The sequence below is a fragment of the Virgibacillus indicus genome, from assembly GCF_002266285.1.
Taxonomy (GTDB): domain Bacteria; phylum Bacillota; class Bacilli; order Bacillales; family Amphibacillaceae; genus Virgibacillus_K; species Virgibacillus_K indicus.
Genome location: NZ_NPMS01000003.1, coordinates 1 through 12,234 on the forward strand (window position 1 = coordinate 1; position 12,234 = coordinate 12,234).

General features: G+C 38.3%; 15 protein-coding genes. 8 read left to right on the forward strand and 7 right to left on the reverse strand.

Annotation, left to right across the window (positions count from 1 at the left end; all coding sequences use genetic code 11):
* Positions 1-311 (forward strand): RNA-guided endonuclease InsQ/TnpB family protein (locus tag CIL03_RS07550; RefSeq protein ID WP_133087817.1); only part of this gene is annotated, 311 nt, incomplete at its 5' end.
* A 277-nt stretch (positions 312-588) separates the two neighbouring features.
* On the opposite strand, the gene CIL03_RS07555 is transcribed toward CIL03_RS07550, so the two are convergent.
* The 3 genes from CIL03_RS07555 to CIL03_RS07565 form a co-directional block, all read right to left on the reverse strand.
* Positions 589-1,347 carry a DUF1129 family protein gene (locus tag CIL03_RS07555; protein WP_094885228.1) on the reverse strand — a complete coding sequence of 253 codons (759 nt, stop codon included), beginning with the start codon at positions 1,345-1,347 and terminating at the stop codon, positions 589-591.
* On the reverse strand, positions 1,334-1,678 hold the full coding sequence (locus CIL03_RS07560) for a PadR family transcriptional regulator (protein WP_094885229.1): 345 nt from the start codon (positions 1,676-1,678) through the stop codon (positions 1,334-1,336). Before CIL03_RS07560 ends, CIL03_RS07555 begins: the two co-directional genes overlap by 14 nt.
* A 128-nt stretch (positions 1,679-1,806) precedes the next feature.
* The gene (locus tag CIL03_RS07565) at positions 1,807-2,961 is read right to left on the reverse strand and encodes an MFS transporter (protein WP_094885230.1); all 1,155 of its coding nucleotides are present in this window, start codon (positions 2,959-2,961) and stop codon (positions 1,807-1,809) included.
* A gap of 363 nt (positions 2,962-3,324) precedes the next feature.
* Here CIL03_RS07565 and CIL03_RS07570 point away from each other — a divergent pair, with 363 nt between their 5' ends.
* The 3 genes from CIL03_RS07570 (at position 3,325) to CIL03_RS07580 (ending at position 6,900) form a co-directional block, all read left to right on the forward strand.
* Positions 3,325-4,146, forward strand: coding sequence for a squalene/phytoene synthase family protein (locus CIL03_RS07570; RefSeq protein WP_094885231.1), 822 nt, complete (start codon positions 3,325-3,327; stop codon positions 4,144-4,146).
* A 140-nt stretch (positions 4,147-4,286) separates the two neighbouring features.
* Positions 4,287-5,117 carry an STAS domain-containing protein gene (locus CIL03_RS07575; RefSeq protein WP_094885232.1) on the forward strand — a complete coding sequence of 277 codons (831 nt, stop codon included), beginning with the start codon at positions 4,287-4,289 and terminating at the stop codon, positions 5,115-5,117.
* A gap of 235 nt (positions 5,118-5,352) precedes the next feature.
* Positions 5,353-6,900 (forward strand): BCCT family transporter, encoded by a 1,548-nt coding sequence (locus CIL03_RS07580; RefSeq protein ID WP_094885233.1) that lies wholly within the window; start codon positions 5,353-5,355, stop codon positions 6,898-6,900.
* 162 nt (positions 6,901-7,062) lie between these two features.
* On the opposite strand, the gene CIL03_RS07585 is transcribed toward CIL03_RS07580, so the two are convergent.
* A complete protein-coding gene (locus CIL03_RS07585; protein ID WP_094885234.1) occupies positions 7,063-7,740 on the reverse strand; it encodes a DUF4956 domain-containing protein in 678 nt (225 codons plus the stop codon).
* Positions 7,709-8,500, reverse strand: a complete 792-nt coding sequence (locus tag CIL03_RS07590; protein WP_094885235.1) for a polyphosphate polymerase domain-containing protein — start codon at positions 8,498-8,500, stop codon at positions 7,709-7,711. The genes CIL03_RS07585 and CIL03_RS07590 overlap by 32 nt, the downstream gene beginning before the upstream one ends.
* Positions 8,501-8,704: 204 nt before the next feature.
* Between CIL03_RS07590 and CIL03_RS07595 the strand changes: the two genes are divergently transcribed.
* From CIL03_RS07595 to CIL03_RS07610, 4 genes are all read left to right on the forward strand, one after another.
* On the forward strand, positions 8,705-9,793 hold the full coding sequence (locus CIL03_RS07595; protein ID WP_094885236.1) for a sensor histidine kinase: 1,089 nt from the start codon (positions 8,705-8,707) through the stop codon (positions 9,791-9,793).
* A 2-nt stretch (positions 9,794-9,795) separates the two neighbouring features.
* Entirely contained in the window at positions 9,796-10,479 is a 684-nt protein-coding gene (locus CIL03_RS07600) for a response regulator transcription factor (protein ID WP_094885237.1), read from the forward strand.
* A gap of 161 nt (positions 10,480-10,640) precedes the next feature.
* Positions 10,641-11,036: a DUF6220 domain-containing protein gene (locus CIL03_RS07605; protein WP_094885238.1), complete on the forward strand. Its 396-nt coding sequence runs from the start codon at positions 10,641-10,643 to the stop codon at positions 11,034-11,036.
* A 1-nt stretch (position 11,037) separates the two neighbouring features.
* The gene (locus CIL03_RS07610) at positions 11,038-11,220 is read left to right on the forward strand and encodes a DUF5957 family protein (RefSeq protein WP_094885239.1); all 183 of its coding nucleotides are present in this window, start codon (positions 11,038-11,040) and stop codon (positions 11,218-11,220) included.
* Positions 11,221-11,367: 147 nt separating this feature from the next.
* On the opposite strand, the gene CIL03_RS07615 is transcribed toward CIL03_RS07610, so the two are convergent.
* Positions 11,368-11,571, reverse strand: coding sequence for a hypothetical protein (locus CIL03_RS07615; protein WP_094885240.1), 204 nt, complete (start codon positions 11,569-11,571; stop codon positions 11,368-11,370).
* Between the two features lie 105 nt (positions 11,572-11,676).
* A complete protein-coding gene (locus CIL03_RS07620; RefSeq protein ID WP_094885598.1) occupies positions 11,677-12,090 on the reverse strand; it encodes a hypothetical protein in 414 nt (137 codons plus the stop codon).
* Between the last annotated feature and the right edge of the window lie 144 nt (positions 12,091-12,234).

The window sequence follows — 12,234 nt, forward strand, 5'->3', positions numbered from 1 at the left end:
AAGACTTGAATATTCGCCAATTGGTAAAAAATAAACGATTATCCAAATCTGTTTCTGATGCCGGTTGGGGAATGTTTCGAAATATGCTTTCCTATAAATGTGAAAGAAATGGCGGATTACTAATCAAGGTCAATCCAGAATTCACATCACAGGATTGTTCGAATTGCGGGACTCGTGTAAAAAAATCCCTATCGATTCGCACCCATATTTGTAACAGCTGTGGAACGATTCTCGACCGTGACTATAACGCCAGCTTGAATATCCTTCGGAGGGGACTGGAACAATTGGACGAGTTGCAAGTAAAAATCTAGTATCCGAATGACTGTAGGGCAAGGTTGTGTCCGATCAGTATAAACAAAGCCTGCGGAGACTGTGTAAGACATCTTGGAGACCCCGGTATGCACTGGTCTGTGAAACAGGAAGCCCCATCTTCAAGCATTTGAAGAATGGTAAGGTGGGGTCATTCACTAGAGTACAAATCTCAATTAATAGGGTGCAATAATCAATCAAACGTTTGATCAAGGTTAAGAATCGCATTACAAGATGTTTCATTAACATTTTCCAAAGAATAACCCAATGAGAGTTGCATCAATTCTGTATTCTTCTTTTTCGAAACATGAAGTAAAGGAATCCGATAGTAATTGCTGCTAATACAAATAAGGTAATCCATATTAGTTCGGGATCCTTATTTAAATTATCAGGAATGAATCTTTTTGCTATCGGACCCCATGATAAAAAGAAAGGAATCAATATCGTTATCCATGACTTCGAGTAAATAGCAAAAATGATAAAAAATATAATACATCCGATTAAAATTAAATTATTCTGCAAAGGCGTTGCCGTAAAAAAGGGTTCACTGTTTGATTTATGCTCCCATAAGAAAATAAATACAAAGAGCACGGTTAATAGGGTGTAGGCTATAGCGATTACCCCATAGAACCATTTGGAATGGAATAGCTTTGGCAACACATTGACTAATAGAAAGCCAAATACGAAAAAAGAGATTACAAACATAGAAATGGAGATTACCAATCCCATTTTAGAAATGGAAAAAGTACCTTCAATTGCTGGTGCAAAGCTGAAATATGCAATGATCAGCAATGCAGTCATTGGCGCCAGTGTGGCAATTTGCCGAAAATCGAAGCCCATTTCTTTACCGATACTTTTCATATAATCTCTCGGACTTTCACCTGTAATATGCTTCACGCTTTTTCCTTCAGCTTCAGCCTGCTGCAAATGATCTTCAAGCTCCTGTGTTACTTCTTTGATTTCATCATCATTTTTTCCTTTGGATATTAAATACATTCGCAGTTCGATAATAAATTCCTCAGACTTATTTGACAGCACGCTCATCATCTCCTTCACCCAATAGTGATGAAACTCCTTGTGACAGCTGGTTCCAATGTTCTTTGAATCTCTCAAGCTCGGCTTCACCTTCTGCTGTAATCGTGTAATATTTTCTTTTTGGTCCGCTTGGCGATTTTCGCATAACAGTTGATACAAGGTTATTTTTTTGTAATCGCATTAATACTGGATAAATACTGCCCTCACTTACTACAGCGAAATTATGTGATTGCAGCTTCTCAATAATCTCATAGCCATATGTTTCTCCTTTTGCGATAAGTGCGAGAAGGCTTCCATCAAGCAGTCCTTTTAGCATTTGACTTGTTGTGGACAAGGGTTTCACCTCTGACCTGTAATTATTATAACACTATATTACTATACACTATAGTGTTATGCAAGATACTAAATGAAAATAATATAAAAACCATGTGGAATCATTTATCACATGGTCTTTATATCCAATTAAATATAAGCTCTTTTTCTCTCTCGCGCCATGGAAATTAGTGCAGTGCCAAGTGCGATAATAACAAACATTCCGCCAACTGTTGGATTTTGTTCAACGGAAGCCTGTTCGATTGCAACACTGCCAATCAATGAGCCAAATGCAATACCGAAATGCAATGCTGAATTATTCAGGCTTTGCTGAATATCTGATGTTTCCGGTGATGATTCAATCAGATGGCTCTGAATGGCAGGTGTGATAGCCCAGCTCATCAACCCCCAGGCTGCCATAACAATCAGGAATAATGGCAGAAGAAATGTTGTATAAGGAATGGCGAATAGTGCTATTCCAAAAGCAATAATTGTGATAAGTGTTGTCCGTTTTGAGCCAAATCGATCCGATAATGTACCACCGATTCCACCGCCACTAACAGCCGCAATACCAAAGATTAGGTAAATGATGCTTACCCATGTCCCGTCAAGCCCCATCGTTGTTTTAACGAAAGGAGTTAAATAGGTATATAGAATCGAATGTCCTGCCAGAAATACAAATGTTGTCAGATGGGCAAATAGTATTTTGCGGTCTTTCAATGTAGCTAGCTGCCTTCCAAGGGAAAGTTGCGGTTTTGGAGCAACTTTTTCCATGAAGAAATATATACCTGCCATAGAAAAAAGCGTCAAAATTGCAATCAATACAAAGGGTGCGCGCCATCCAAACATATTCCCAAGTATTAAACCAAAAGGAATTCCCAGTACAAGTGAACCACTTACTCCCATCGAAACTAATCCGATTGAACGGCCGCGGTATTTGGGATCCCCAATGTTTGCAGCAATTGTTAAACATAAAATGATCAAAAGGGACGCACTTGCTGCAGAAATAATCCGGCTGATAAATAGAACTGTATACGAGGGACTGAAAACAGCAACCAAATTTCCCAGTAAAAATATAAATAAAGAGATTAATGTTAATCTTTTTCGTTCTATATTAGCTGTTGCTACAAGCAATACTGGTGCACCAATTGCAAAAATGACGGAAAAAATAGTGATTAAAAGTCCAGCCTGTCCAAGACTGACACCTAAATCTGCTGCAATTAAATCAAGCAGCCCACCTATAATTAATTCGACCATCCCGACAATGAACGCGACAATCGTTAGTAAATATATACGTTTATCCATTATATAACGCCTTTCTAGTTGAGTTACCTTACTAATAGTACTCTCATTTTCACGGCAATACAAGAGGCTATTTTCTTGAATGGAAATAATAAATTTATCAAAAATATGCCAATAATTATTAGGAACGAATACATTGCAGAGCAGACCGGATATATAGACGATTCGACCGAACAGGATACAATTCAGACCGAATAATGACAAATTGAACCAGACGAACATGTTTTGCGATTGTAACTTTCCTCATTATCGGGAAGTTGCCCCTCCCTATCAACATCTCAGATACTATTCCTTGAATAAAGAAGAATTTTTTTTTTGTATTTGGTATAATTAGATAAACCTCACGTTTTGAAGGAGGAAAACTCGTTGAGCAACCAATCTAAATTACAAAAAGAAGCAATGCACATGCTTAAGCTGACAAGCAGGACATTTTATATTCCCATTAAATTGCTTAATCCTACATTAAGGCTGACAGTTGGCTCGGCGTATTTATGCATGCGGGCAATTGATGAAATAGAAGATCATGAACAATTGGATGCAGAGTCTAAACAGCAATTACTCCGTTCTGTCAGTGATCTGCTAAAAAATCAGCAATTCGATGCTATTGCCTATTACGAACTAATAAAGCCATATCAGTCTCTTTTACCGGAAGTTACCGTAAGACTGGGTGACTGGATTTCCATATGCCCGGAGGAAATTGTTGATAAGGTGAAAGAATCGACGGCAGTCATGGCTCAAGGGATGGCTGATTGGGTTGAAAAGGACTGGGTGGTAAAAACGGAAGAAGAATTGGATGATTATACATATTATGTAGCTGGACTGGTTGGCGTAATGCTTTCTGATATATGGAAATGGTATGACGGCACAGAAACGGACCGGGAATTGGCAATTGGTTACGGAAGAGGCTTGCAGGCTGTTAATATGCTGAGAAATCAGGAGGAAGATGCTGATAGAGGAGTGAATTTTATTCCAGATGGCTGGAATAGAAATGATCTATTTTCCTATGCAGAAAAAAACTTAAATAGTGCAGATGAATACATAAAAGATATTAATACCCGAAACATTCTTTTATTCTGTAAAATTCCTTTAGCACTGGCGAAACGAACCTTAAAAGCAATGAAAAGCGGAAAAGAAAAAATGTCCCGAAATGAAGTGGAAGAAACAGTTGATGGGATAATTAATGAATAAGTAAATCACTTGTATAGTAGTAAACACACGGTTAGACAGGTCTAATCGTGTGTTTTTTTGCTGAAAGTTAGAAATAACTGCTAAATTTTCAAAAACTTACAGTATAATAAAAATAAATACTAATAATAGGGGTGAAGGGGATGTCGGGAAAACAGTCTGAAGTTAGCAGGGAAATTAGATTAATAGCTGATAAATTAAATGAAACAAAGTATGATTTCGTTAATCAGCTGCCAATCTCTTTCGAAAAAGAAGATAAAGCAAAAGATATTATTATTGAGTTTTTAGAAATAGTTTTAAAAGAATTTGATCTGGATGACGAAACTGCCTTTGATAATGTAACGAATTTTGGAATGCGAATTGGTGAGTTTGCCTTAAACAATGGCGCAAGACTTGATGAATCAATTGACAAGATTTCTAACATAAGACGCTTGCTGTGGAAGCATATTAAAGAGCAAGTATTGGTACTTGAGGCACGAATTGATACAGTTCTGGAGGTAGCGGATATTTTTGACCCATTATTTGATCGTGCGATATTTGCCCTCAGTACTGCATATATGAACTCTTACAGAGAAAATCTGGATAAAGCAGAAGATGAATTTTTAAAATTATCCGCTCCGGTAGTTCCAATTTTTAAAGGAACTGCAGTGCTGCCAATTATCGGTGGGATTGATGAGAAACGTGCAGACCAATTGATGAAAACTGCTTTATATGAAGCAGGACAAAGAGAATTGGACTATCTGTTCATAGACCTTTCTGGGGTTTCTGTTGTCGACACCATGGTTGCCTACCATATATTTAAGATCATAAAATCACTGAAGCTTATAGGAGTGGAAACCGTCTTGGCGGGAATTCGACCGGAAGTTTCCCACACAATGGTGAGTCTGGGAATTGATTTTGCCAAAATTAAAACCCACAGTTCCTTGCAGCAGGCCCTTTCTATGTATATGAATGTTTCGAATCAAATAAACTAATAAGGGGAATAATAGGGAGACCAATTTTGATAAATGGTCGATTCTTTGACTGGAAATCGAATTGTACCTATAATAGATAACTGTGTTAAAAATTCGAGCAAGCTGGTGGTTTTTCGTCAATGGTTATTCTGGAAGATAGAGAATGTGATAATCAGCTTCCATCCAACGGTCTTAAATGACAAAATGAAACATTATATTTTAGACACTTGCTCCTAACAAAATTAGGAGGAACAGCGTGGATTCAAAAAAGGGCAAGAGGCTGGATTGGCCTGTATTTATAGTAAGTGGCGGTTTTTTAATTTTATTTATTATATTGTCGCTGATTAATAGTGATGCAGTTGGCAGTACAATTACGACATTATTTGATTACTCTGCAGATTTATTTGGTGCCTATTGGCAGGTACTGCTGCTGGGAAACTTTTTCGTTGGACTTGGTTTGGCGTTTTCAAAATATGGTAAAGTTCGTTTAGGTAAACAGGACAAGCCAAAATATAGTTATTTCCGCTGGGTTGCCATGATTCTGGTTACATTATTGGCAAGTGGAGGTGTATTCTGGGCAGCGTCTGAACCAATGTACCATTATATGAGCACTCCTCCACTGTTCGGCGGTGGTGAGTTTAATAATATAAATGCAGCATTTGCTCAGAGCTTCTTGCACTGGGGCTTTACTGCTTGGGCGATTCTTGGAACACTTGCTGTAATTGTCATGATGTATGTACATTATAGTAAAGGATTGCCTTTACGACCAAGGGGCTTGTTATATCCAATCTTCGGTGAAAAAATATACAAGAATAGTGTGCTTGGCTCATCGGCGGACATATTTTCAATTATAGCAACAGTTGCCGGTACATTAGGCCCCCTTGGTTTCTTGGGATTACAGATTTCCTATGGGCTCAATCATCTATTTGATATTCCGAATACATTAACATTAAGTATAGTTGTTGTACTGATTCTTGCTGGTGTTGCTGCGATTTCAGCTGCAACTGGCGTCGACCGGGGGATTCTTACACTAAGCCGCTACAATGTAGGGTTTACAATTTTCTTAGCAATTGTGACACTTGTTATCGGCCCTACCATGTTCATCATTGATGCATTTGTTGGTGGTACAGGCGTTCACTTGCAAAACTTTTTCTCGATGAGTTTATTTCGCGGAGATAATGCATGGCTTGGGGGATGGACTATTTTCTTCTGGGGCTGGTTCATTGGCTATGCTCCAATGTTAATTGTATTTATTAGCCGAATTTCCCGTGGCAGGACCATTAGAGAGCTGGTTATTGCCGTATCAATTGTTGCCCCATTAGTTAATAACTTCTGGTTTTCCGTTGTAGGAGGAACAGGCGTATTTTATGAAAGAGAAAATCCGGGTTCGATTTCAAATGCCTTAAATGAAGGTGGAATGCCAGCTGCAGTAATGGCAATCACGGATCAAATGCCACTGGGTGTTTGGATGGGATTAGGATTTTTGCTTGTGTCTGTAATTTTCGTTGCAACAACAGTAGATACCATGTCTTATACAGTTGCGGCTACATTAACCGGTAATGATAATCCGAAACGATGGCTGCGAGTATTCTGGGCAATGATATTTGGTCTTACTACTGTCATGATACTTTCGATTGGTGAAGACAGCATTTCTTCTATCCAGAACTCAATCGTTATAACGGCAGTACCTGTGTCACTGTTATTATTGCCTCCGCTATGGAATGCACCAAGGATAGCAAGAAAAATGGCATTGGAACAAGGCCTGATTTGGGAAAGAGAAATGAGGAAAAAGGTAAATAAATAATGAAAGGGAACCTTCTCTTGTGAGGAGGTTCCCTTATTGTTTTATAGGAAGCTGCATACAGCTCCAGCGCTAGATCCGTAGTGCGACTTCCCACGCCTCGCATGATGAAAGGATATATTCAATCTCGGGCGGTTATCTCCATACGAATGACCGGGAACTATGTTATCTATCATTATCCATATAGGTCAGGGATACTTTCAGATTGGCATTTTTTTCGCGAATTCGGTCAAGCAACTCCTTGTCTTTCGTATGTTCCTTACAACGAATTGCATACGTGTATAAAATCATGGTTCCCAGATTAGTAGTTTCTACCTGGCGAAGGGAATGACTTATTGTAAAAGTCTGGAATACATCATCAAGCAGGTTTTCGTGATTTAAATTTTCGGGAACGGTTACCTTTAAAACCTGCGTATCCTTACCTTTACCGTATTGAAATTTATAAAGCAGATAGAAAAGAATACATGCAAATACTGTCAGGACAATTGCCAGGTCAAATTGGTATAATCCACTAGTCATTCCGACTGAGAGGCCAAAGAAGATATACGCAATATCTTTCGCATCCGTTACGGCACTTCTGAAACGGATCAGCGAAAATACTGCAAATAACCCAAAAGCCACACCCGCATTCCCACTGACTACATTCATCACTACTGATACAACAACACTCATTATAATGATGGTGTGCACGAAGTTTTGCGAGTATCTTTCCCCCGTAAATGTAATTTGATATAGCTTTGTAATAACTAAACTAAGAATTGTTGCGATTGCCATTGCAAGTAAACTCATAAATATAGTTGATTCATTCCCATTAATTATAAATAGCTGATTGATGATATCCATTTTGCATTCCTCCCACTAGAACGTTTTCCTTCACAATGCCATTTGGCAGAGCTTCATTTTTTAAAAGCTCCAAGCTCGTGCAAAATTTTGATGCACTTCTTTGTTCACAATTTAAAGTTTGTAAAATCCGTGTTAGCCATAATGGAACACTGTCATTAACTTTTACTTCCAGAATTACTAAATCGGTATCGATAAAATACTCACCATGCGGACCATGTTCAAGTAATAAATCATCATTCCTGCACCTGAGGTTTAAATCAAATGTAATCCTCAAATCAGGATCATCTATACAATGGAGTGCATGCCGGTCATAACTGACTACCATCTCCGCCTCCAACCGGTAAAGTTTACGGAAATAATTTATTTCCCTTAAAACCTGTGGATTAGATGTTTCATAGTATTCAAGCGAGTCTTCCTTTTCATTCAAGTAGCGATATGCTTGACTAAGCGGAAGCAGCATTCTTCTTTTATTCACTACTTTTTTATGTTTTTGCTTTACTTCAAAAAAAGCTGTCCCATTAATGCCGGTATCGTTATATACTCTCAATCGGAGCTTTTGCCGGTACTTTAATTTATTCTTCGTTTCAAAATAAATTTTGTGATCCGAGCTTTCAAAGTATAAGCTTGTGACGGTATACCTTCCGTCAATTCCGAATTTGTCCGGCCGCATATACGATGCGATCTGTTTAGTTAATTCCTGATACTGCTCTTTGGTAATTAGATACTTTTGTTCTTTTCTCCTAAAAATTTCAATTGCCATAACTTTCATCCTCCCTGTATTCAATAGTAAAGGGGGATGGTAAAATACTGATGTGAATCAGATTAGAATCTTCTGAGAAATCCCCGTGTTTATGCTAAGAAAAAGTGGTACTTAATAATTATTTAATAAATTTTTTAGATCTTTATAAGGAAAATCACTCATAATAGATAATAAAGATGTGGAGTAAATAAGGTGGGAGTTTATATGACAATCAAGAAACGGCTTATTCTTTCAAATATCGGGATGATACTTATTCCAGTGGCTGCTTTTTTTATAATTGAGGTTATAATCGGATACATTATGTTTGTGGTTTTGGACGGCAGTCCTGACGGTAATGATTTAAATATGTTTGTTACATTAAGATTTGTGGGATTAATGATTGTTTTGATTATCACAAATGGCCTGTTAACTTATTTTGTTGCGAAAAGTATTATTAATCCTGTCAAAGAGCTTTCAATAGCAGCAAAAGAAATAAGTGCAGGAAACCTTGATTTTAGTATTAAGCCGACAGGGAAGGATGAACTAGGACAGCTCTCGGAAACCTTTGAAATGATGAGGCAGAAGCTCAAAGAAGCTCGGGACCTGCAGATGCGTTATGATGCAAATCGAAATGAATTGATTGCCAGTATTTCTCATGATTTAAAAACACCGATGACTTCCATTAAAGGTTATGTCAAAGGGGTGCGTGATGGAGTAGCAAATACCCCGGAAAAAATGGATCGTTATATGGAAACGATTTATACAAAAGCAAATGATATGGATCACCTGATTGATGAACTATTTATGTATTCAAAGCTTGATTTGCAGCAGGTTCCTTTTCATTTTGAGAGATTAAACCTAAAAGTCTTTATGGATGACTTTATCGAGGAATTACAGTATGAGTTGATTGAGACTAGCGGGTCTGTTGCGTATGCAGTGGACTCAGAAGAAAGCTATTTGGTGAAGGCAGATCGTGAGCAATTGAAACGGGCAGTTATGAATATTATTCAAAACAGCCTGAAATATATGGATAAAGCTGAAAAGAAAATCGGTGTGCTGCTTCGAGCAGAGTCAGGCCATGTTATAGTGCGAATCAAAGATAATGGAATTGGAATACCTGAAGAAGCTACTTCAACTATTTTTGATCGTTTTTATCGGACAGATACATCAAGGAATTCAAGCACTGGAGGAAGTGGCTTGGGATTAGCAATTGTAAAAAGTATTATAGAGGAACATGGCGGGAAGGTCTGGGCAAAAAGTAAATTGGGTGAAGGCACAAGTGTATACTTTTCTTTACCAAAAGAGGATGTGTGAGCATGCGGGAAATTTTAATTATAGAAGATGAAGAAGCAATTGCCGAATTGGAACGTGACTATCTGGAGGTTAACGGATTTTCAAGTGATATAGCTGGAACAGGTGAAGAAGGGATGAAGATGGCAATTTCAGGGAATTATGATTTGATTTTACTTGATTTGATGCTGCCAGGAATTGATGGCTTTGAGCTTTGCCAGCAAATAAGAAAAACAAAAGATATTCCTATATTAATGGTAACAGCAAGAAAAGAGGATATTGATAAAATAAAAGGGTTTGATAGAGGGGCAGATGACTATATTGTCAAACCGTTCAATCCGAATGAGCTGGTAGCACGGGTGAAAGCACATATAGCAAGATATGATCGGCTCGTGAATAGGGAGCAATCTAATCAGGATATTCAAATAAGGGGGTTAACCATTGATCAACGCGCCCGGAGGATATTTATTGAAGGGGAAGAAAAGCTATTTACTGCAAAGGAATTTGACCTATTGATATTTTTAGCTTCAAATCGCAATCAGGTATTCAGCAAAGATCATTTATTTGAACGAATTTGGGGCTATGACTCGATGGGGGATATTTCAACTGTCACCGTCCATATCCGTAAGATTCGTGAAAAAATAGAAATAAATCCTTCTGAACCAGAATACATTGAAACAATCTGGGGTGTGGGATATCGTTTTAAATAAAAATTGCCGGGGTTTCCAAACTTCGGCAATTTTTATTGGTTAACGGTCTATTTAAACATTTAATAATTATTTAATAATCAGCTAAGAGTTATTTTAGAAGTGGTTTGTATTATAGGAATATAGCTTGATAGGAAAGTTCAATTTAACGAGGGGGACCTAAAGTGAATGTAAGAAAACGAACTGGAAGAATTATTTATTCGGTATTAGCATTTATCTTTTTATTATGTATAACGGTTCAGATTTTTTTGGCGGGGATGGCGATATTTATAAGCCCTGTACACTGGATGCGGCATATGACTTTTATTCATTTATTTGGATTTAATATTCCATTGTTTATGCTGCTGTTTGCATTTGTGGGAGCAATGCCACGCTGGGCGTATTGGTCGGTATTAAGTTATTTTGTCTCGATCTTTGCCATGTATTTTACCGGAAATATGGCCCCGCAGCTTCCATGGATTGCCGCACTGCATCCAGTTATCGCAACAGTATTATTAATTATCGCACTTCTAGTTGTAATCAAATCACTTAAATCAATTAATGGAAAAGGGGAAAGATAAGATGAGAACATTTTTAGCTATTTTGATAGGTTTAGTTGGAGGGTTCATTCTTGGTATAGCATTATCCAGTTTTATCGGGATCTTTGGAATGACATTTTTTGATAAGCCAATGGGAGTAAAATTTCTGCCTTATTATACAGCAATCATTTGTGCCATTATTGTACCATTATGGTCGAAAAAGTAAAGTTGTGAACTGGCAGGAATTCTGTTATTTTGTAAGTTTATAAACGCAAAAGAAATAGAAAGCCAACCAGTTTTTGGTCAGTTCATCTTTTGTTTCAAGTATATACAAAATTTAAGCGACCGCTTTCCCGCGGCCGCTTATTGTTGGCTAAGTCCATTCTTTTCTAAAAAGAGCTCGAACCGCCAGATACAGAAGAGCCAATGCGAAAACAATTACTGCAATCGCCCCAACAGCAATTAGCAAATTTGCTATAGCTGCGGAGGTTATAAAGCTGGCTGCGAGGTCTGTAACGATAATTAAGGCAAAACCTGCTAATATGGCAGATAGGAAAAGTGCTGCAAATCGGTTCATGTTGATCCCTCCTTCACTTATAATTTATGAATAAAGGGGATCTGGCGATTGTATGAACAACTATCAGCTATTTTCATACAGAACAAGGAGCTTCATTCGCTTGCGTTAATAGCATTGGAAAGATTCGATTCGGTCCAAATCAATTCCAAAGTATACCCATCTGAACCCACTCCATCTAAAACCTGCGATGGAATTTCTACCTACAAACGTTGGGAAAAACCAGAAAGAATCTCTTCTTAGCCAGATATAGGTGAATCGAAACAAGCAGCCGCGTATTCCTCCTGGATCTATTGCTTTGGTTTGAAATTGCGGCTGTTCCGGTGTGAAGCTGGGTGGTGGAGTAGTTGGTGCACCAGTTGGCTGCCCGCCTCCAGGGAAACCTGGTGACTGCCCAGGGCCACCGGGTCCGCCTGGTCCGCCAGGGAAACCACCACCAGGAAATCCGCCTCCTGGAAACTGCCCGCCAGTCGAACCGCCTCCCGGAAATTGTTGCCCGCCCCCTCCAAAAAATTGGCCCATTAAGTAGCCGGGTAAATTAAATTGCCTTCCATCATTATAATTATTCACGTGCTCTTTCCTCCCTTAAAAAACTTGCTCTCATTACTATATGGGGCACAAGTCCAGTTTGGGAATGATTCAGACAAGAATGGGCACATCGATGTG